Origin of the sequence: Sphingobacterium siyangense (genome assembly GCF_023277505.1) — a bacterium.
GTDB classification, from domain to species: Bacteria; Bacteroidota; Bacteroidia; order Sphingobacteriales; family Sphingobacteriaceae; genus Sphingobacterium; species Sphingobacterium siyangense.
The window spans coordinates 6,339,734-6,362,333 of sequence record NZ_CP080574.1; the positions used below are offsets into that span (position 1 = coordinate 6,339,734).

The 22,600-nt window shown below is 40.0% G+C and carries 22 protein-coding genes; all 22 read right to left on the reverse strand.

All coding sequences use genetic code 11. The features are described 5' to 3' along the window. Positions 1-3: 3 nt before the first annotated feature. Entirely contained in the window at positions 4-2,544 is a 2,541-nt protein-coding gene (locus tag K2F45_RS26540; RefSeq protein WP_248932721.1) for a DUF5686 family protein, read from the reverse strand. A 126-nt stretch (positions 2,545-2,670) separates the two neighbouring features. Further along, the gene (locus K2F45_RS26545) at positions 2,671-4,047 is read right to left on the reverse strand and encodes an NADH-quinone oxidoreductase subunit N (protein ID WP_075990299.1); all 1,377 of its coding nucleotides are present in this window, start codon (positions 4,045-4,047) and stop codon (positions 2,671-2,673) included. 17 nt (positions 4,048-4,064) lie between these two features. Continuing rightward, a complete protein-coding gene (locus K2F45_RS26550) occupies positions 4,065-5,507 on the reverse strand; it encodes a complex I subunit 4 family protein (protein ID WP_075990300.1) in 1,443 nt (480 codons plus the stop codon). Positions 5,508-5,521: 14 nt separating this feature from the next. Next, positions 5,522-7,444 carry an NADH-quinone oxidoreductase subunit L gene (gene nuoL / locus K2F45_RS26555; protein WP_248932722.1) on the reverse strand — a complete coding sequence of 641 codons (1,923 nt, stop codon included), beginning with the start codon at positions 7,442-7,444 and terminating at the stop codon, positions 5,522-5,524. Positions 7,445-7,463: 19 nt separating this feature from the next. Continuing rightward, positions 7,464-7,793 (reverse strand): NADH-quinone oxidoreductase subunit NuoK, encoded by a 330-nt coding sequence (gene nuoK, locus K2F45_RS26560; RefSeq protein WP_046673084.1) that lies wholly within the window; start codon positions 7,791-7,793, stop codon positions 7,464-7,466. Beyond that, positions 7,793-8,290, reverse strand: coding sequence for an NADH-quinone oxidoreductase subunit J family protein (locus tag K2F45_RS26565; protein WP_046673083.1), 498 nt, complete (start codon positions 8,288-8,290; stop codon positions 7,793-7,795). The genes nuoK and K2F45_RS26565 overlap by 1 nt, the downstream gene beginning before the upstream one ends. 11 nt (positions 8,291-8,301) lie before the next feature. Next, positions 8,302-8,811, reverse strand: coding sequence for a NuoI/complex I 23 kDa subunit family protein (locus K2F45_RS26570; RefSeq protein ID WP_070560982.1), 510 nt, complete (start codon positions 8,809-8,811; stop codon positions 8,302-8,304). A gap of 13 nt (positions 8,812-8,824) precedes the next feature. Further along, the gene (nuoH, locus tag K2F45_RS26575; protein ID WP_248932723.1) at positions 8,825-9,865 is read right to left on the reverse strand and encodes an NADH-quinone oxidoreductase subunit NuoH; all 1,041 of its coding nucleotides are present in this window, start codon (positions 9,863-9,865) and stop codon (positions 8,825-8,827) included. Between the two features lie 8 nt (positions 9,866-9,873). Further along, positions 9,874-10,893, reverse strand: coding sequence for an NADH-quinone oxidoreductase subunit G (locus K2F45_RS26580; protein ID WP_075990303.1), 1,020 nt, complete (start codon positions 10,891-10,893; stop codon positions 9,874-9,876). A 30-nt stretch (positions 10,894-10,923) separates the two neighbouring features. Further along, positions 10,924-12,279: an NADH-quinone oxidoreductase subunit NuoF gene (gene nuoF, locus K2F45_RS26585; protein WP_075990304.1), complete on the reverse strand. Its 1,356-nt coding sequence runs from the start codon at positions 12,277-12,279 to the stop codon at positions 10,924-10,926. Position 12,280: 1 nt separating this feature from the next. Then, positions 12,281-12,802 (reverse strand): NADH-quinone oxidoreductase subunit NuoE family protein, encoded by a 522-nt coding sequence (locus K2F45_RS26590; protein WP_075990305.1) that lies wholly within the window; start codon positions 12,800-12,802, stop codon positions 12,281-12,283. Beyond that, complete coding sequence (locus K2F45_RS26595; protein ID WP_075990306.1) at positions 12,795-14,030, reverse strand: NADH-quinone oxidoreductase subunit D; 1,236 nt, start codon at positions 14,028-14,030, stop codon at positions 12,795-12,797. Before K2F45_RS26595 ends, K2F45_RS26590 begins: the two co-directional genes overlap by 8 nt. 10 nt (positions 14,031-14,040) lie before the next feature. Continuing rightward, entirely contained in the window at positions 14,041-14,538 is a 498-nt protein-coding gene (locus tag K2F45_RS26600) for an NADH-quinone oxidoreductase subunit C (RefSeq protein WP_075990307.1), read from the reverse strand. After that, positions 14,539-15,090 (reverse strand): NADH-quinone oxidoreductase subunit B, encoded by a 552-nt coding sequence (locus tag K2F45_RS26605; protein WP_075990308.1) that lies wholly within the window; start codon positions 15,088-15,090, stop codon positions 14,539-14,541. It lies immediately after the preceding gene. Positions 15,091-15,150: 60 nt separating this feature from the next. Beyond that, on the reverse strand, positions 15,151-15,525 hold the full coding sequence (locus K2F45_RS26610) for an NADH-quinone oxidoreductase subunit A (protein ID WP_075990309.1): 375 nt from the start codon (positions 15,523-15,525) through the stop codon (positions 15,151-15,153). 119 nt (positions 15,526-15,644) lie between these two features. Then, on the reverse strand, positions 15,645-17,444 hold the full coding sequence (locus K2F45_RS26615) for a tetratricopeptide repeat protein (protein ID WP_075990310.1): 1,800 nt from the start codon (positions 17,442-17,444) through the stop codon (positions 15,645-15,647). 25 nt (positions 17,445-17,469) lie between these two features. Beyond that, on the reverse strand, positions 17,470-18,396 hold the full coding sequence (locus tag K2F45_RS26620) for a PstS family phosphate ABC transporter substrate-binding protein (protein WP_237241893.1): 927 nt from the start codon (positions 18,394-18,396) through the stop codon (positions 17,470-17,472). A gap of 330 nt (positions 18,397-18,726) precedes the next feature. Beyond that, positions 18,727-19,614 (reverse strand): energy transducer TonB, encoded by an 888-nt coding sequence (locus K2F45_RS26625; RefSeq protein ID WP_075990313.1) that lies wholly within the window; start codon positions 19,612-19,614, stop codon positions 18,727-18,729. Between the two features lie 31 nt (positions 19,615-19,645). Further along, positions 19,646-20,203 (reverse strand): ExbD/TolR family protein, encoded by a 558-nt coding sequence (locus tag K2F45_RS26630; protein WP_075990314.1) that lies wholly within the window; start codon positions 20,201-20,203, stop codon positions 19,646-19,648. Between the two features lie 24 nt (positions 20,204-20,227). Then, positions 20,228-20,890 carry an ExbD/TolR family protein gene (locus K2F45_RS26635; protein ID WP_075990315.1) on the reverse strand — a complete coding sequence of 221 codons (663 nt, stop codon included), beginning with the start codon at positions 20,888-20,890 and terminating at the stop codon, positions 20,228-20,230. Positions 20,891-20,991: 101 nt separating this feature from the next. Then, entirely contained in the window at positions 20,992-21,816 is an 825-nt protein-coding gene (locus K2F45_RS26640) for a MotA/TolQ/ExbB proton channel family protein (RefSeq protein ID WP_075990316.1), read from the reverse strand. Between the two features lie 433 nt (positions 21,817-22,249). Beyond that, a complete protein-coding gene (locus K2F45_RS26645; protein WP_075990317.1) occupies positions 22,250-22,600 on the reverse strand; it encodes a translation initiation factor in 351 nt (116 codons plus the stop codon).

Below are 22,600 nucleotides of genomic sequence, written 5' to 3' on the forward strand. Positions count from 1 at the left end.
TTGCTAAAAATTAAAATGTAAGGATGCCGTAAAAGTATCAGAAGGTACACCTTCACCGCCTTTATAGCTTAATCTCTTTTTATACTCTAATCTAATCAATTTAAAGATATTATCCACCCCCACAAGTCCTTCTACATAAGGTTTGTTACGCACGGCTTTTGTTTGAATAATACCATCTTTGTCCGCTTCAAACTGAATATTTTCGGGCGTAAAAAAGGGATTGTTGGCATCGCTTAACTTTCCATAAAAAGCCTTAAATCCTGCTACTTCACGCCACTTTAACCGTCTGAACAAAGGAATTCTATTAAAAAAGAAACCATTCCAATTGTGGTAATAAGTCAATTTCAAAAACTGGTCTGAAACAAATTCCGAGGTCGCCATCAAGTCAAAATTCACTAACGGTCCTTGCTTATCTTTAGTGACTTCTGGAAGTTCCAGTAAGGTATAAGGCAGGTGTTTCCCCCAAATTCTCCCGCCTGAGAATTCAAAATCAGCCTGTCCTGCTGGCGATAAGAACAATCGTTTGAACACACTGAACCGCAGCGCATCATAGCTATAATCTGCCCCCCAAAATCCTTTCAGGCCTTTATTATATTGCAGGGTAAAAATGGGATATTTATTTTCTACTGTTCCCCTATCGAGATTATGATAAGTAAATTCTTCATTCGGAGCCCAACGCAAAATTAGCTGTAGATCATTTGTATTTACTTGGCGGACTGTATCGGGTGAAGGTAGACTATTGATATAAAACAAATCACCGCGAGGTTGTCTGCGGGTATGTGTAAATGCCGTTCCTACACTAATATGGTTCCCAAATTCGATCAGATGATCGATACGATAGATATCATTAAACTGCCATTTATTAGGCCTGTTTTTTCCAAAAGAACGGAAGAAACCATCTCCTTTTAAAAAACCCAAACCTCGCCCCGGTTCCATAACGTCGTGCTGTACGGTAAAGCGCAAATAATTTGCTGGAAACTGAACAATACGTTCTCCATTTAAAGTAAGTGCCGTACTCAGGTAGTATTTTAGCGCCTTGTCTTTATCACCATAGGCTGTGTATCCTTCAATGTAGGCTTTTTCCGAAAACAAGCGTGTTGTTCGACCACTCATCCTAAAACGATTCCCTTCGTAATTATTACGGCTATAAAGATATTCCAGTGGACCAAACTCAACTTTCCCGGCATTATAATACCCCTTTGCCAATAAATAGCCCAATGCTACTAACTGATTAAAAGAACGCATATTCTGTACCGAATCAACTTTTTGATATGCCCCTACTTCAGCATGGCTTAATGGGCTTGGTCTGACCCCTACTATGGGTACATGCGGTGCGGACTGGAGGAGATACCTTTTTTCAACAGGTACACCAGCAAAATTCTCATTCGAAATAGAATCGGTGCGATGTCCTAAGTATTGGGTTTCCCTGCGCCCATACAATACATCCGACTTGCTCCCGCCAAATAACATTTTCAGGTCTGCATGAACGGGAAACATGCTACCGTTTTTAAATTCGCTATAGCTGAGATCTATCTGCACGTCATTTATCCAATTGATATTTGCAGTACGTCCGATATTCAATGTCGCGCGATGAACCGCATACCTTGTATCATCTGAGATCAGTAGATCACCATAGAAGAGCAGATCAATTTCCGATTTACCTTCAAAATGGAGTTCAATATAATCCTTCCCCTCGATCTTTATCGTATCTTGAATTTTGTACCTATAAAACGCTGTAGCACCGGAAGCAATTGGACTTAAGACTCCTTTGTTCGTGATCTGAATTGTATTATCATAGAGATCAACATCACGGAGTATCGTCTGGAACCGTGTCTGCCAATTATCATTGTTAAAAAAGCGTGGATTTAATTCGGTCTGATTGTGGCTGATGACAATCTTCTTACTACGATCTGGATTATGGGATGAATAGATATTGGCATAGTTTTCTTCCAAATAAAAGGGTGCAATGGTCTGCCCCCTAAAAGCTGTAGAATCGACATTTTCAAAGAGGAATCGGAATGGTTTCGGAAATTTTTTCGCTTTATCCTCAGGATTGACAAAACCAAATTGCGTCTTCTCATATTCGTCAAAACGAATTTCAGGTATACGGGTATAATGATTTTGTGGTCGATGTGCTATCACCTGTTCGATCAGTGCAATAGCTGGATCTTTAGGCTTTTTGTTTTTTCTATTGACCACGACCTCCTCTAATGTATTATTCGAGGCAATTAAATGCACCGTCAACATAGAATCTTGTAACCGACGAACATCCACTGTCCGCCGCTCATACCCCACTGCTCCAAATACAAGCTGTCTGTATTTCTTGATATCTTGAATCTTAAAATACCCAAGGGTATCGCTGCTACCACCGCGATCTTCCCCAAGCCAGTTGATTGAAACCCTTGAAATGCCGTTGCCTGTTTGTGCATCAACGACCTTTCCACGAATAAAGTCCTGTGCAATTACTTGTTCGCAGATAACGAAGAAAAGTAACACACATAAAACATGAATCGAAAAAGATTTAACACACACTTTAAACGCCATCTGCAATTTGATAGGATTTCTTTTTTACAATATACAATTTGTATGCAAGAGTTATACCAATAAAAATAAAAAAAGCACAGCGAAATCGCCATGCTCTAATAAACAACAAGTATTTTAACAGAAACTTTATATTAATTTTAAAAGGCAGTCTGGATATACCCCAATTAAGATGGTAAGCATTACGGCAAGGAATAATACCAATGAATAATTCCACTGCACATTGACACAGGATTCGTCACTGTCTCTAAAGTACATCGCAACGACAACTTTTAAGTAGTAATACACGGCAATGCCTGCATTGATTACCGCCAATACGAGCAAAACAATATGATAATTTTCCATAACAGAAGAAAACATCATAAACTTACCGATAAATCCAGCTGTCAGTGGTATTCCCGCAAGAGAAAGCATGGCTATCGTGATAGCAAATGCGAGCAAAGGATTTCGTTTACCCAAGCCATTAAAAGCTTCAAAATGCTCAGAGCCGGTCGTTTTCTTTACAAGGATCAATCCCGTAAAGGCAACAATGGTTGCCAGCGAATAGGCAAGGCCATAAGCAAAGATACTATTAGCCGAAGTGGCCCCTACTGCTACAATCGCAAATAACATATACCCAGCATGCGAAACACTTGAATAAGCAAGCATACGTTTGAAGGAAGATTGCATTAATGCAGAAATATTTCCAACAAATAAGGTGAGAACAGCGATCACTAAGAAAACCGGAGTCCAAAAATCTTGTAAAGGCAATAGACTATAACTGAATAAACGTAACAATCCGGCGAACGAAGCAACTTTAACGACCGTACTCATATAACTCGTAATCAGTATCGGAGCCCCATCATAAACATCAGGTGTCCAGAAATGAAAGGGAACAGCCCCCACCTTGAACGTCAGTCCCACAATGAGGAGCAATATACCTCCATAAAACAAAGGCGAAATTGCATGCGGGTTATTGACGACATAGTTTTTGATTTCACTTAAATCAAATGATCCGGTAGCACCGTATAATAGGGCAATACCAAACAGCAGAAACCCAGTAGAGAAAGCTCCCATCAAAAAGTACTTTAATGCAGCTTCATTTGATGCTTTGTCTCTTTTACGTATACCGACCAAAATATAAAGCGCTACAGACATAATTTCAATACCTAAAAAAAGCATTGAAAAATTATGATAACTATTCACAAGAACAGCACCTGTGAGAGAGAAAATCAATAATGAATAATACTCCGCAATTTGTCCCTCCTCATCAAAATATCCCTTTGAGATTACAAAGATGCACAAGGTAACTGCGATACATAAGATCGAGAAAGCAATAGCATAATGATCAAAATGAACCATCCCACTAAAAAGAGGTCCGCTGGTAGAAGTCCAGTCATTCCATAAGAAACCAATAGCGACCAAGAAGCCAAGAATAGAAACAGGCAGCAGCATAGATTTCATCTTGAATAAACCAAGGTAAAGGACGACTAATGCTAATATCGAAAGTGTAATTATTGCACCCATACAATTAAATATATCTATTATCTGCCTAAAAATGTACTTAAAACTTCCACAGAACCTGCAGAAAGGTTCAATAGGAAATTAGGGAATATACCAATATAAAGGATCAAGACAGAGACCACTGTCAATACAATAAGTTCCGTTCCTTTTACATCTTCAAATTGTATAGTTCTTTCGGTCGTTTCTCCCAGCATCGTTCCTTGATAAAGCCTAAGGATATAAACTGCACCCAGAATTAAGGTTAAACCCGCAAAAACAGCAAACCAAAATCCATATTGAAAGACCCCTTTCAATAATAAAAACTCACCAATAAATCCATTTGTTAATGGTAACCCCACTGCTCCCATACAAATAATCATAAAGAAGATGGCCAACCGAGGCGCCTTGCTTGCTATTCCACCAAGCTCAGTAAGACGACGTGTCTGTGTGCGTTGCTGTATAATATCCAACACATAAAAAAGTCCTATCACAGAAATACCGTGATTTAACATTTGAATAGTTGCTCCACTCAGGCCATTGGTATTCCATGTAAAGACACCAGCACTAATTAAACCAACGTGGGCTATTGATGAATATGCGATCAATCGCTTCACATCATCTTGTTTAATTGCAATAATGGAAGCATAAACGATCCCAATAACGCATAAGATCATTGCAAAATGTCCGTATAGAGCAACACCTGCTGGTGCGATAGGCAATAGCCAACGCATTAAACCATAAACCCCCATTTTGAGCATGATACCCGCCAATAACATCGTGCCTGCTGCAGGTGCGTTTGTATACGTATTGGGTTGCCAAGTATGAAAAGGAAAAATTGGTATTTTGATGGCGAAAGCAACAAAAAAAGCCCAAAATAACCATCGCTGTGTATTTTCCCCCAAATCTAATGCAATAAATGAAGTCCATTCAAAATCACGATTGGGCACTTGTTGATAGAGATAAAGAATACCGATCAACATCAAAAGGCTACCCAAAAAAGTATAAATAAAGAATTTCAAATTTACGCGAATACGATCTCCTTCACCCCAAAGTGCACAAATAAAATAAATCGGAATCAAGGCAATCTCCCAGCCTACATAAAAAGTAAACGCATCCAAGGCCATAAATACGAGCAATAAGCCCGCTTGCATAAAAGCCATTAAAGCATAAAAGTTTCCTTTATAATCCTTCTTAAAGGTTGTGGCAATAATTAAAGGCATCAGCCCATTCGTCAATAAGATCAACGGCAAGCTAATTCCATCAACGCCGATATGAAAATGAATATGCAATGAAGAAATCCATAGCCAATTTTGTTCAAATTGCATTCCGCCATTTGCGTCAAAAGTACAAAGGAAAGGAATAGTCAAAGCCAAAGACAGTAATGATAAAATCAAGGCAATAGACTTTGCAGCATTGGTCTTTAAGAACGTTAGAATCAATGCGCTTATTAACGGCAATAAAATAAGTAAAAACAAGTTATCCATCGATTATACCAAAATTAAAGACTCAACAATCCATAGATGAAAATGGCAATCACCCCAATTACCATCATCAATAAATAAAAACCAACATTACCATTCTGGAGCAAACGCAATACTTTTCCTGTATCAAATGTTGCTTTCCCAGCACCGCTAACAACACCGTCAATCCCACGTTGATCCACGACATTCGCAAAGAAAGCCGAGAGCCAATTGATCGGACGTACAATGATGCTATCATAAAGTTCATCCACGTAAAACTTATTGTAAGATAAATTCGCCAAGAAACTTCTGGTACCTTCTCCCGCTTCAGGTAACTGTTGTCGTTTAACATACTTATTAAAGGCTAAAGCAACCATAATCAATACCCCAACAACAGAAACGGCCATTAATAAATATTCAGTACTGTGTTCCAAATGATGAGTTGCAGGCATTATTGCTTTTCCCTCTGAGAACACCGGCGCCAGGAAATCCTCAAGCCAATGATTACCACCCAAAACAGCTGGTAAGTTGATCACACCTCCAACCACAGAAAGTATAGCCAATACAATGAGTGGCATGGTCATACTCTTTGGAGATTCATGCAAATGATGTTTTTGCTCTTCCGTACCACGAAATGTTCCAAAAAAGGTCATAAACAGCATCCTAAACATATAGAATGCCGTCATTAATGCGCCAATAAAACCTAAACCCCATAAGACCGGACTAGCGGCAAAAGCCCCCGCCAATATTTCGTCTTTGGAGAAGAAGCCAGAGAATGGCGGAATTCCTGCAATCGCAATTGTCCCCATCAACATCGTCAGATAAGTAATAGGCATTGCTTTCTTCAAGCCGCCCATTTTACGCATATCCTGTTCCTCACTCATACCATGTATAACAGATCCGGCCCCTAAGAATAGTAACGCTTTGAAAAAGGCATGAGTCAATACATGGAAAAACGCTCCAGTAAATGCTCCGACACCGAGGCCAAGAAACATATAGCCCAATTGTGAAACTGTGGAATAAGCCAAGACTTTCTTAATATCATTTTGTGTCAATGCAATCGCAGCAGCTAACAGGGCTGTACAGATAGCTATGACAGAAATGAGCTGCAAGGTAAACGGTGAAAGGATAAACAATACATTGGAACGTGCAATCATATATATACCGGCTGTAACCATCGTCGCCGCATGGATCAGGGCCGACACGGGTGTCGGGCCAGCCATGGCATCTGGCAACCAGGTAAACAAAGGTATCTGCGCCGATTTACCTGTTGCAGCAATAAATAACAAAATGGTAATGCTAACGACTGTGATATCACCAACAGCAAAATTCTTGGCCGCTGGAAATACAGTCGAAAATTCTAAGGAGCCAAAAGTCCCAAGTATTAAAAATACCGCAAGCAGAAAACCTAAATCCCCTATTCTATTCATCACAAATGCTTTTTTTGCTGCATTTGCATACGAACTATTCTTATACCAAAAGCCAATCAATAAATAAGAACATAGTCCTACACCTTCCCAACCGATGAACATGACCAGGTAATTGGATCCCAATACCAATAGCAACATAAAAAAGATAAAGAGATTCAAATAAGCGAAAAACTTACCAAATCCATTATCATGATGCATATAACCAATAGAATAGACATGGATAAGGAAACCAATTCCCGTAACGATTAAGAGCATGATCGCACTTAACGGATCTACCAAAAAGGACAGACCGATCTTGAGATTGCCCACTGCAATCCAATCAAATACATGTTGTTCAACGATGCCTGCTTGTCCAGCTTGTCTCGCTTGGTAAACTTCAGAGAACAGAAGGCAGCTACATACAAAAGAAATAAGCACTACAGCGCTGCCAACAGCGCCTATCATACCTTTGGAAAAGGTATTCCTACCCAATCCATTCACTATAAACCCGATTAAGGGCAAAAGGGGAATCAACCAAACTAATTCACTCATCGTATTTATTTCTTAAGTTCTACCAACGAAGTTTATTTAAGGAATCGATATCCACAGACTTCGTATTCCGATATACCATAATAATAATCGCAAGGCCTACGGCAACTTCTGCCGCCGCCAATGCCATGATAAAGAAGACAAAGACCTGTCCTGACGAATCGCCATGCTGCACTGAAAAAGCAGCTAAAAGAAGGTTCACCGCATTCAGCATCAATTCAATAGACATCATAATAATAATGACGTTACGGCGAATAAGAACACCGATAACACCAATAACGAAAATAATCGCACAAAAAATCAGATAATGATTTATTGGCACCCCCTGCAACTGTTGAACAACTGTTTCCATTAGATTTGTTTAGGTTCTTTCTTAGCTAATAATATTGCTCCAATCATTGCCGTCAATAACAATAATGATGATAACTCAAAAGGAAGCAAAAATTCGTTAAACAACACCTTACCCAGATTCTTAACCAACCCGATTTCTGGATTAACAACAGTCAAGGGATTAGAAATATCAAATACGCGGTATACACCGAAGAAAGTCACCAATAGGCAACAGCCGGCGATAACACCCATAAACTTAACCAAATTGGATTTCATGGGTTCGGTATCCTTATTCAGGTTGAGCAGCATCAATACAAATAAAAACAAAACCATGATGGCTCCCATATATACGATGAAATTCACCACAGCCAAAAACTGTGCATTCAAAAGAATATAATGTATTGTAAACGTAAAAAACGTAATGACCAGATACAGTACACTGTGTACAGGATTTTTTGTAAAAATGGTCAGCAGCGCAAAGAAAATAGACAAGAAGGCTACAAAATAAAATACTGTCATAATTTCCTGGTTTAGCTCTTTAATTTGGTAATATCAAAAGTTGGTTCTACCAATTTATCTTTTCCATAGATAAAATCCTTACGGAGATAATCTGCTGTCACATGCGGTCCATCCAGATAGATCGCTTCTTTCGGACAGGCCTCTTCACATAGACCACAGAAAATACATCGCAACATATTGATTTCATATACTGACGCATACTTTTCCTCGCGGTAAAGATTTTCTTCACCTTTTTTTCGCTCGGCAGCAGTCATTGTAATCGCCTCTGCAGGGCAGGACAAAGCACATAATCCACAGGCTGTACACCGCTCACGCCCTTCCTCATCACGTTTGAGCGAATGTTGCCCCCTGAAGTTTTTCGAATAAGGTCTTATTTCCTCAGGATATTTAATGGTTGGAATTTTCTTAAAAAAATGCCTTAATGTAATGCGTAAACCTTTGATAATAGCGGGAAAGTAGATTCTTTCCGAAAATGTCATCGGTTTTTGTTCAATTACTTTTTTACGATTGGTTAGTTGCATAAAAAGTCCTTTCTTATGAGAAATAAGTATCTTTAATCAATGTAAATACACCTGTAAGTACAATATTGGCAATCGCCAATGGAATCAACATCTTCCAGCCTAGATTCATCAATTGATCGTAGCGGAAACGTGGTAAAGTCCAACGCACCCACATAAAGAAAAAGATAAACAGCAATATTTTAATGAAGAATACAACCACCCCGATGATCGTGATCATATTGGCAGATAATCCCAGATCATTCATAAAAGGGAAATTATATCCGCCAAAATAAAGTGATGCCATCAATGCAGAGGAAACGAACATGTTAATATATTCGGAAAACATGTAGAGTCCCAATTTCATGGAGGAGTACTCTGTATGGTAACCACCGACAAGCTCCGTTTCACATTCTGGCAAATCAAAGGGAACCCGATTACATTCGGCAAAAGCACAGACCATAAAAATGATAAAACCCAACGGCTGTGCCCAGATATTCCAATTGACAAAGCCCGACTGCTGCGCCACGATTTCCTTCAAGGAGAGACTTTGTGTCACCATCAATAAGGCGATAATTGAAAGTCCCATGGCGATCTCATAACTGATGCTCTGCGACGCAGCCCGAATAGCGCCCATAAGTGAGAATTTATTATTGGAAGCCCAGCCTCCCAACATAATACCATATACACCTAATGCGATCACACCAAACATATACAATATTCCAACATTAACGTCGGCCACCTGCAAGGAAACGACCCGTCCCCCAATTTGCAATTCCTGTCCCCAAGGAATAACAGCCGAGCTAATACAGGCCGTAATAATGGCAATAGTAGGCCCTAAGATAAAAAGAACCTTATGTGCACCCGCGGGTATAATTTCCTCCTTAAAGAAGAATTTACCTCCATCACACAGCGGTTGCAAGATACCAAAGAGACCAGCCCGATCAGGACCATATCGATCTTGCATAAAGCCTGCAATTTTACGTTCCGCAAGTGTCGAATACATCGCGATCACCAAGGTGATAACAAAAATAACAGACACCAGTATTAATTTTTCTATGACAAAAGACCACTCCATGTTTGTGATTATTTCAATTTTTCTGTTCTAGCCAACTGTTCGCGATTTTGTTCCTGTAGTAATGGATTCTCCTTAACAACTTTCGGCGGATTAAATAACTCGTAGTGATTGGCAGAAATGACGGAATGTCGGTCTATTTCTGTCGGTTCCTCCAACACCCAATCGCTTGTTTTTTTCTGATCAAAGCGACAGGTATTACAGATAAACTCTTCCACTTCACCAAACTCATCCTTTCGAGCAGTTACCCGAATGACCTCTTCTCCCTTATACCATAAGGTTACCTTACCCGAACATGTCGGACAGTCGCGATGAGCATCGACAGGCTTCGTAAACCATACCCTGTTCTTGAAACGGAAGGTTTTATCGGTCAAAGCGCCCACAGGACATACATCAATAACATTTCCGGAGAAATCATTATCGATTACATTTTCAATATAAGTCGATATCTCGGCATGATCTCCTCGTCCTAAGATACCGTGTACACGCTGGTCGGTCAACTGATTTGCGACATAAACACAACGGTAACATAAGATACAACGGTTCATATGCAATTGGATCTTATCGCCCAGATCAATGCGTTCGAAGGTACGTCGATCGAATTCGTAGCGTGTATGAGCGCTGCCGTGTTCATATCCAAGATCCTGCAATTTACATTCACCAGCCTGATCGCAGATTGGGCAATCTAAGGGATGGTTAATCAATAAGATTTCAACAACACCTTTTCTTGCTTCCACCACCTCTGGCGAAGTAATATTTTGTACTTCCATACCGTCCATCACCGTTGTACGACAAGAAGCCACCAATTTCGGCATCGGTCTTGGATCTTTTTCAGATCCCTTGGAGACTTTTACCAAACAGGTACGGCATTTACCGCCACTCCCCTCCAGTTTGGAGTAGTAACACATTGCCGGAGGGACTATATCGCCGCCGATCTGTCTCGCTGCATTTAATATGCTTGTCCCAGGAGCAACCTCTATCGGTATACCATCGATGGTGACCTTAAACTTTATATCTTCCGCTTCTGCCATGATATGATTAATTTATCGTTACAGCTTCTATTATGATACTATTGGTTGTAAAGGATCAGCATAATGTGCCAGTCCATAATTCCGTGTTTGTGACTCTTCCGGATGCAGGATATGCCATTCAAATTCATCCCTAAAATGTCTTATTGCTGCTGCCACAGGCCATGCTGCAGCATCCCCTAATGGACAGATTGTATTGCCTTCAATTTTCCGCTGCACATCCCACAGCAAATCAATGTCTGACATCGAGCCGTGACCGCTCTCGATCTTATGCAACACCTTCTCCATCCAGCCTGTTCCTTCACGACAAGGCGAACATTGACCACAGCTTTCATGATGATAGAATCGCGCAAAATTCCAGGTATTACGCACCACGCACTGATCCTCATCAAATACGATAAAACCACCTGATCCGAGCATTGTACCAGTTTGGAAGCCACCATCAGCCAATGACTCATAAGTCATCAATCGACTATTTCCAGCAGCAGTTTTCAAGATCAGATTAGCCGGTAAAATAGGCACCGAAGAGCCTCCGGCCACGACAGCCTTCATTCGTTTTCCGTTGGCAATACCACCACAATATTCGTCCGAGTAAATAAATTCTTCAACAGGCAGACCGAGTTCGATCTCGTAGACACCTGGTTTTACAATATTTCCGCTAGCGGAAATTAATTTTGTTCCGGTACTACGCTCTACACCGATCTTAGCATACTCTTCACCACCCAAATTTATAATGGGAACTGTCGTTGCAATAGATTCCACATTATTCACCACTGTCGGGCAGTTGTATAAACCCGCTATCGCCGGAAAAGGGGGTTTAATACGCGGATTACCTCGTTTACCTTCTAAAGACTCTAATAAAGCCGTTTCCTCACCACAGATATACGCTCCACCTCCCGGTTGAACATAGATCTCCAGATCATACCCCGAACCTAAAATATTTTTACCCAAAAACCCTTTTTCCTTGGCTTCAGCAATAGCACGCTCCAAAATTCTGATCTGTGGCATCATCTCTCCACGCACATAGATATACGACGTGTGAGCCCCCAAAGCGAAGCTGGATACAATCATTCCCTCAATGAGTGCATGCGGAATATGTGTCATTAAATAACGGTCTTTGAATGTCCCTGGCTCAGACTCGTCGGCATTACAGACCAAATAGCGTGGCACCCCCTCAGGTTTAGCCAAAAAGGACCATTTCATCCCCGTAGGAAAACCAGCTCCCCCACGGCCACGTAATCCAGACTTCTTAACCTCTTCGACAACATCCTCAGGAGACATTGTCTTTAATACTTTTTCAACAGCAACATAACCACCTTTTTGTCGATAGACCTCAAAGGTATTGATGCCCGGAACATCGATATGAGTCAACAAAAGTTTACGTGCCATATTATTCTGTTTTAGCTTTTAAATTATCAATCAATTCGTCGACTTTATCTTCTGTCAGATTCTCATAGAATGTATATTCAGGGCCAATCTGTAAGACTGGTCCGAAACCACAGGCAGCCAAACATTCTACACCACGCCAAGAGAAAAGCCCATCGCTTGTGACCTGCCCCTCCTTTACACCGAGCTTTTGCTCTAAATGCCCCATAATACGCTCTGCACCGACCAAACAACAAGGCCCGGTACGGCAAATCTCCAGTACGTATTTTCCTTTGGGTTGCAACAGGAACATGGTATAGAAGGTTGCCACCTCATATACCTCAATCGGTAATATATTCAGGTAAACAGCAACCTTATCCATCGCATCTGCGCTGACCCAGCCGTATTCCGCCTGAACCAAATGTAAAATGGGCAATAAGCCCGATTTCTGCTTTCCTTCGGGATAACGGCTTACCACTTCTCCAAACTTGGCTAACAATTCTGGAGAAAACGTTACATTTTCATTATGTTGTTTTACACTAAGCATCTAATTCTCCAGCTATAACGTTAAGACTACTCATATTTATAATAGCATCTGAAATCAGCATTCCTGCACTCATTGGTGCAAACATCTGATAATTGACAAAAGAAGGTCTCCTGAAATGCAGACGATAAGGTGACCGTCCACCATCATGAATCAAATAAAAACCAAGTTCACCATTTGCCCCTTCGACCGCATGATAAACTTCGGCTTTAGGTGTATCCACCTCACCCATGACGATTTTAAAGTGGTAAATTAGAGCTTCCATATTGGTATACACCTGTTCTTTCGGAGGTAAATAGAAATCAGGAACCTCCGCATGGAAGACTCCTTTAGGCTCCTTCTCAATTTTCGCTAATGCCTGTTCAATAATCCGAAGTGATTGCCACATTTCGGCATTGCGAACCATGAAACGATCGTATACATCACCTGTCGTGCCAACAGGCACATCGAAATCAAATTCTTCATACGAGCAATAAGGATTCTGTACACGCACATCGTAATCTACACCTGTCGCACGTAAAATAGGACCAGACCAGCCATAATCCAGGGCATCTTCTGCTGTTACAGCAGCAACACCCGACGTTCGTTCTATAAAAATGCGGTTACGAACAAACAACTCTTCAAACTCTTGCAATACCGGAGGATAGCGTTTCAGAAATTCACGTATTTTCTCAAAGGCTATAGCATTGAAATCACGCTCGAAGCCTCCAATACGACCAATGTTCGTTGTCAGACGAGCGCCACAGATTTCTTCAAAGATTTCATAGATAAACTCGCGTTCCTGCATCACATACAAAAAGCCCGAAAAAGCACCCGTATCTACCCCCAAAATACCATTACAAATAATATGATCCGCAATACGGGCAAGCTCCATGACGATAACACGCATATATTGCACCCGCTTAGGAATCTCTATTTTAAGTAATTTTTCAACGGTCATATGCCAGCCCATATTATTGATTGGAGACGAGCAATAGTTTAGACGATCAGTCAAAGGTGTTATTTGATAAAAAGGTCGATGTTCAGCAATTTTTTCAAATGCGCGGTGAATATAACCGATCGTGGACACGCCACTCACAATACGCTCGCCATCGATTTGTACCACGTTCTGAAATACGCCATGCGTGGCGGGATGCGTGGGACCAATATTCAGGGTAATCAACTCGTCTTGCGGATCGTTGTCTTCGAAGACAGGCTGATTAGATGTTATCTTGCTTATAAATTCGCTCATATCGTATAAATTAACGGCCGAAATACAAATCTTTCTTATCTACGCGATTTGGATCCTCTAAAGGATATTCCTTACGCATTGGAAACACCTCCATATCATCTACATTCAAAATCCTCCTCAAATCGGGATGTCCTATAAAATTGACACCAAAAAAATCAAAAGTCTCACGCTCCATCCAGTTCGCACCTTTCCAAACGACGGTTGCTGTTGGAATCTCAGGATTCGGCCCATACAAAAAGACCTTCACTCGGATTCGGATATTATGAACGAGACTATGAATATGATAAACCACAGCAAACTCCTTTTCTAAATGCGGATAATGTACCGCCGTAATATCCGTGAGATGGATAAACTGCAACTCCTTATTCGATTTCAAGAAACGAAGTACATCAATCACATCTTCCGTATCCACGACAATCGTCAATAAATTGTGTGCATCTTGAATTTCGTTAATCTTTGCCGGAAAATTTCCTTGGAGCTTATCCAATAAAAAACTGTTTTCCATCATCTATTTATTTGTATGTATTCCGTACTTCTCAAGCAGCGCTTTGTATTCGGGTGTATTTCTCCGGTTCAATGATTCATTCTTTACAATATCCTGTAGACGCAACACACCATCCAAAATTGCTTCTGGACGGGGAGGACAACCAGGCACGTACACATCAACCGGTATAATTTCGTCTATTCCTTGTAGCACAGAATACGTATCGAAAATACCCCCACTAGATGCACAGGCCCCTACAGCAATTACCCAGCGCGGCTCGGCCATTTGGACATACACCTGCTTTAACACCGGAGCCATTTTCTTAGCGATGGTACCCATCACCAATAGCATATCTGCCTGACGCGGCGAAAAACTCGGGCGTTCGGCACCAAATCTAGCCAAATCGTAAGTAGAGCCCATCGTAGCCATAAACTCGATACCACAGCAGGATGTGGCGAAGGGTAAAGGCCATAAGGAGTTGGCTCGGGCCAAGCCAATGGCTTTGTCCAAACTTGTCGCAAAAAAACCTGCGCCTTCTACTCCCGGAGGAGCTTCTGCCAATTTTATATCACTCATGAAAAGTCGATTTATAGGTTTAAGTATTGCTGGCCCAAAGGCCAACCATCACGGGAATATCTAATCCCAACTCAATGCTTTTTTCTTGATCACATAGATAAAGCCCAACAAGAGCAGTCCCATGAAAATAAACATCTCGATCAAGCCCTGTAGTCCCATTTCCCGGAAGTTGACTGCCCATGGATACATGAAAATAACTTCAACATCAAATATGACAAACAGGATAGCGACCAAAAAATATTTTATGGAGAAAGGCTGCCTGGCATTTCCGACAACTTCAATTCCCGACTCAAAAGCTCCAAGCTTGTTTTCAGTGCGGACCTTTGGCCCGATAAGATGTGTAATAATTATGGTACTTACCCCAAATCCAACAGCCACTAGAAGCTGTATCAATATAGGCAAGTAGTCGATCGGCATACTATTGGCTTGCTCCATCTCAATTAAAATTTATATTGGTAACTATCTCTAAATATAGAGATTTCAAGGTAAAAATCAAAACAAAAAAGGCGTAGATATTACTATCTACGCCTAATTTAGAATGATTTTATTTAAGCTTATTTCAGGCCCTCTAAGTAACCTTTAACAGCTTCATTTGCCGGATCTATAGCTAATACTTTTTGGAAGCTCTCCTTCGCTTTAGGAAGATCTTGCTTCACGTAATAATAAAGTCCGATATATGTATTTGCATCGATCAAATAATTTTTATTCTTCTCTTGTGCGCCACGTTGATTGATGGTTTCGATCAATTTTTGGAATGGTGCAACGAAATCACCTTTAGGTTGCTCCAAGTTGTCCGCCGTTAAGGCAGCAAAAGCTTTATAATAAAGCGCATTGATCAAATATTTATCTTGTGCTTCTTTATTGTCTGTCGTTTCAATAACAGATAAGAAAGTCTGTGCTTTTTGCAAATCAGCAATTGCTTTATCTCTCAATTCTTGATTAACGACGACTTGTTCTTCATTCTTACTAGCAGCATCTTCCTTTGCACCGATTTGGTAATAAGCTTCTCCAGCATAGTAGTTTGCATCAAACAAATATGTCTTGTTATCTTTATAAGAAGCAACTAGCTCGAATAAAGAGGCTGCTGTCTGCAATTCTTGCTCTTGGTATTTAGCAAATGCCAACTCAGCTGTTTCTCCCAACAATTCTTTGTCTAAATCAATTGCTTTCTTAATATCAGCAATACCCTTTTGAATATTCGCCGTATTCTCTGCTGTCAATACCGGAGCCGCAGTAGCCGTGCTATCTGCACCAGCAGCCGCTGGTTTTGGGCTATTTGCAGCAATCTCAGACATACCTAGATACATATAATCCAATGGAATTACACGATCTTTTTCCATTTTGCTAAACATCTGGTTTAAGTACTCCAATGCTTTCGGATAATCTTTAGCTTTTTGGAAGGCGATATAACCTAAATAACGATAAATTTTTGGATCTACAGAAGGGTTTTGAGCTAATTCTTCAGAAACTACTTTCAAATCGTCGTATTGACGCGCGTAAACCAAGAAATCGGCATAACGGATTTTAGCTTCCAATGAATTATCACCCGCAACTTCCAGGTATTTTTTGTATTGCTCAACACCTTTTTTATTTAACTCGACATATTTCTCGTCAGAAGTACCCGGCAATCTAGACCATTGGTTATATGTTTCAGCCAACTCACGGTAAGTAGGTGCGTATGCCGGAGTTTCTGCAGCAATAGCTTCCAATTGTGTGATAGCCTCATCAAAAGCCTGCGCACCACGTACGATCACAGCCTGTCCAACTTTCGCTTGTACTGAATTTGGATCGATATCAGTCGCTTCACCATAGCTTGTATAAGCCAATGAACCTTCTTTTAAACCACGGTATGCATCACCTAATGCGATAGGAATTGCAACATCTTTTTTGTTTTTTTCTTTCGCTTGCGTTAGGTATTCCAAAGCTTTCGCATAATCGGGCTCCGGCGTTTTTATATATGCACGACCGATTTCCAATAATGGCTCATAATCTTTTTTACCTAATTTGGCGGTTGCCAAAGCGAATTTAGATTCAGCGCTCGCTTTATCCTTTTTCATTAAGTCAACATAGCCCAAACCTACATTGTTGATTGTAGCCTTTGGATCAGCAGCCAAACCTTGGTTGAAAATCGCAGCGGCAGAATCCGCTCTGTCGTTTACCAAATAAATTTGACCCAAATAGAAATAATTATCTCCATTCTTAGGTTGCTTAGTCACTAACTGTTGAAGGATAGTTTTCGCTTTACCATAATTTTCAGCCTCGATGGCTGCTCTAGCATCTTTCAAACTTTGTGCACTTACTGTGCCCACAGATCCCGCCAATAAAAGACTAAATAATAATTTACTGTTTGTCATAATCTATTTTTGTACTATTTATTATCTATTTAATATAACTTTCATCTCTAATAATGATCTCACGTCCAGGCATTGTAGCAGGAACCAATCCAGCTTTCAATACAATACGCTGTCCACGATCTCCTGTCAAAAAGGCACTGAAGCCTAAACCCAAGCCCACATTCGGCTGATAGTTCATAATGTAGACAGGTCTTACAAAAGGATATAAGCCGTCGGCGATAGTCGATTGGGATGGTCTATAAAAACTGACCTTTTTGCCCTCCTTACCAACACTTTCGATGCTCAATGTACGAATTTTCTCCAATAAATTCGAATTTTTTTCTACAGCTTTTAAATACCAATTATAACCAATAACGCCTACTGTATTTACATTCTCGCTCACATATTTCATCACATCTTCACTATCTTTCAAAGCAGAAACAGCTTTCGGATCGATTTTGTTCAATTTGAAATAATCTTTCAAATAGCGCAGTGTGCTTGAATTGGCGTTGTCAAAGATCAGTCGTTGTCCTGCTAAGTTGCCTTCCAACAAAGACTTAACGTCTTTTTGAGGCATTATAGTATCAGCACTGTTACGATTATTGATCAATACAACGGCATCCGACGCCATTTGGAATATTTTAGGTTGAATCCCTCGCTTTTTAAAGTAGCTATCTTCCTCATTTGTCAGCTTGCGCGTCAAAACAACCACATAGGCCGAATCGCCAAGCAATGCATTCACCGCTTTAATTTCAGGACGAGCAATAAGCTCCAAACTCGAATTTGGATAAGAGCTCTCAAACACATCCGCAGATTCTTGGATAATAGGCAACAAAGTTTGATCCACAATGACGGGCAGCTTACCTGTTAAAATATCATCGCCCTCTTTCGCTTGCTTTGTTTTATTTTTGCAGGAAACAAAAATGCCCATACAGATGCCAAGCATCACAAGAACCATTTTATATTTTCTCATATGATACATCATAAAATAAGACAGTTTAATTAAAAAATAGTTTAATTTTTGAAGAGAGAATTGGTTGTAGCCAAAAAGAAGAGGGCAGTTAATTAAAAATTATTTTGCCAAAGCCGTACAAATCGCATAAAAGAATACAGGATCAATACGACACCAAAGATTGTTTTGTAGGTTGGATTAATCTCAATGGGAAAATTGTCCCAGAATATAATAAAAAGGCCCAAAACAAAATAAAAGCCAAACATAAATAGTCCCAAAATAGACAGAAACCGCTTCAGAGGCGATTTCTGTCTATAATTTGAACTATTATTCGAATTAAAATTTGTCATTCTAATTTTGAATGTTCAATCGAATTGGTAAAGTGTACGCTACACGAACTGGACGACCATTTTGAATACCAGGTTTCCATTTCTTCGCTTTCTTAAGCAACCTTACGGCTGCATCACCAGTACCATATTTCAAATCGCGTTTGATATTGATGTCTGTTAAGCTACCATCTTTTTCTACAACGAAAGATACCTCAACGACACCATTTACACCATTTTCAGTTGCAGCAGCTGGATATTCGTAGTTTGAACCAACCCAAGACATAAATGCAGCCATACCACCAATAGGCATTGGTTGAACCTCAATGGCATTAAATGGAAGAATTTCATCTCCATTACCATTTGGATCGCCTTTTGCAGCACCAGTGATCGCGCCATCTTGTTTCTTCGAACCAAATTCACCACGTGCAACAGAAGTACCAGTCGGGCTACCTTTCAAAGTAATACGCGCTGGCGTTTTATTTGGATCTTTCAACTCTTCCTGAGAAGCAACTTCTTCCACAACTTTGTTTGCAGGAGCTACTTTAGGTTCAGGGAAACGAACCAAATCTTCTTTCGGTACATCCATAGCCACTTGTTGAGGTTTTTCTTCCGGTTCTTGTGGAAGCGGCTCCTCTTCTTCAGGCTCTGGTGGTTTGATTTCTTCAAGGTCTTCCAAAGTAACTTCAGTTACTGCAGGAGGAGCCTCAACGGCTTTCTTCGGGAACAGCTTACTTCCATAAACACTAAGGAAACTGGCTATGACTACAATGCCGATAACGACAAAAAGTCCCCTGTTAGTCGCTTTAGGCGCTAGCTTACGAAGCTCATAAGCTCCGTACTCCTTATTGCGGCCTTGAAAAACGACGTCAAGCCATTCTTTCTTAAAAATATCTAATTTTGACCCTATCATCTTATTTTAGTTTTTTGTGTCAATCTAATAACTAATCATTATAGATATTGTCACGTTTTAACACGTCCACTTCCTCTGGAGTAATCTTTCCGATCATATAGCGTTTTACGTCTACAATTTTCATCTCGTCAAGAATGTCAACAAGATTACGTTGTGTACATTTATCACTCGGTCTTATGATTACGATCATGTCTTTACCGCCTGAAACGCGAGGTACATATGCCTTTTTCTCCATCAAAACCTTACGAATCCCATCTGCACCGTAACCAGCAACAGTAGGACCTTCGATCGGACGAGCAACTTGACCATATACCCAAGAGACTTTATTGTCAGAACCCAATAAAATTGTCAGGGAGCGATTATCTGCTGTAAGCAATTCATCGCTTTGTTGCTCCTTAATTTTATTTTTGTCTGGCATAGCCACATCCATCGCTTGCGGTTTATTTAAGGATGTGGTCAACATGAAGAAGGTAATCAACAAGAACGCCAAATCCACCATCGCAGTAAGGTCGACCTTACCGCCATTCTTCTTGGATCTTACTTTCCCGCCTTTGCCTTTTTTACCACTATCCTGATTTAATTCTGCCATTGTTTGTTCTTATTAAATCGTCAATTATTTCTCCTCAGCACGCATGCCTGTTATGAAACTAAATTTGTTTTGCTTTTGATTGCGCAACGTTTCAATAACTAAATTAACCGAAGGATATTTTTCATTCGCATCTGCTTTGATAGCCATCTTTAAAGGTCCTGGATGCACGAAATTTTTATCAGATGCTTCTTTTTCCTTATTTACCTCCTCAGCTGCAAGACGGGCATTTTGAACCCAGTAATACAACTCATTTGAAGTATTCTCTGTACTATCAACCGGGATACCAGTTTGCAGACCTTTCTCTGTACGCTTACTTCCATCCAGGGCCAATAATCCTTTCAATTTAGACATTGGTACACCAAAGTTTTCCATCAATTTGAAACGATCATAATCTTCTTGTGAAAAGCCAACGCCATATTTTGCGGACATTCTTTCTAGTGCTTTTACGCGAACCTGTTGATCAGTCGTACCGAAGAAAACTTTACCTTGATCGCCTATTGTGATCATACCTACATTTGAATCAGGTAACTTATCTTTTGTAGTCGATGCTGGGGTATCCACCGTCAATGCTTCCGGTTGGCGCGCAGTCGCCGTTAAGACGAAGAACGTAAGCAGTAAGAACGATACGTCACACATCGCTGTCATGTCGATCGACGTACTGGCTCTTTTTACTTTTGCTTTACCCATTTTAAATTCTTCTTTTTAAATTAAAAACTCAATCTTCTATCCTATGATGCTTTTGATTTTTGATTTCCATAAAATAAAATCAAAAACTTTCATCATAGTTCTTATTTGTGGTTTGCAGCGTATGTTTGTACGATTGAGAAACCAGCTTCGTCGATAGAGTAAGTTAATTTATCGATTTTTGCAGTAAAGATGTTATACAATACGATAGCGAATGTTGAAGTCGCGATACCAGTTGCTGTATTGATCAAGGCCTCAGAGATACCGTTTGCCAATTTAGCTGAATCTGGAGCACCACCTGTTGCCAATGCCGAGAAGGCTTTGATCATACCTGTTACCGTACCCAATAGACCACATAATGTACCGATAGAAACTAATGTAGCGATAACGTTTAAGTTTTTCTCTAACATTGGCATTTCTAATGCTGTAGTTTCTTCGATTTCTTTTTGAATTGCAATAGCAGCTTTTTCAGTGTTTACTTCAGGATCTGCGGATACTGATTTGTATTTCAATAAACCAGCTTTTACAACATTTGCTACTGAACCTTTTTGTTTGTCACACTCAGCGATCGCTGAATCGATGTTTCCACCATTAATCAATGTTTGAATTTTACGAACGAAGTTTCCTACGTTACCATTACCAGAAGCTTTGTTAATAACGATAAAACGTTCTACTGAGAAAACCCATACCATCAAGAATAAACCAAGCAAAACAGGTACGATAGCCCCAGCATGGTAAACCATTCCTAAGTAGTTACCTGGATTTGGAGCATTTTCAGGATTGTTGTCAACGAAGTTAGTTGGATTGCCCATCACAAATTTCCATACACAGAAACCCACGATGAAACAGATGATGATTGCAGCTTGAGCAAAGAAAGATCCTCCGTTGTTGCTCTCTTGTTTTGCAGCAGTTTTAGGTGCGTTTGCCATTTTTCTAATTTTTAGTTTTTTACTGTTGTTTAAATATATAATGTTGTTTAAATTATATGCACTCTTATTCGCTTTTGAAACCAATTTTGCAAAGCAAATTTAATATTTAATGTCAAATTTAAAATATTCATCTCAAATATATAAAAAAAATCAAATTTGTTTTTTCAAACTGAACACACCATTAATCAGTGTTATTTTTCTCAGCAGTTCCCGTTATATAATCATTATTACTCTATGCTAAATCGCTTATTCGCAATAATTATTTTACAATGAAAGCCATTTTTTTTTTGATATGCAAAAAAATCAAGGATTTTAAACGACAAAAAGTAAGTGATTACTCATGTTTCTGAACAACTAGACATCCTACACTCAAAGCATACTTGCCTAATAGACAATTCATTAGATTTACCACGATTATCCCTGATATACTTGTTTAACCACCAACTAATTTTACGCGATACCCCTCTTTAAGTAACAAATCATAGATCTTTTGTTTAAACTCTCCCTGAATGATGACCTCCCCATCCTTCACTGTCCCTCCCACTCCGCACTTCGTTTTCAACAATTTACCTAAATTCTCCAAGTCTTCCGCTTTTCCAACAAACCCCGTAACCAACGTAACAACTTTCCCCTTCCGCATTTTCCGGTCAAGCTGCACTTTTAAGTTTTGCTGATTTACAGGTAACGTATCTGCTTCCTGAAAAAAATCAGCCAGCTGATAGCTGAAGCTGTCATCTGTTGAATATACAACGCCCTCATAGGACTGTTTCTTATTTTTACTCAT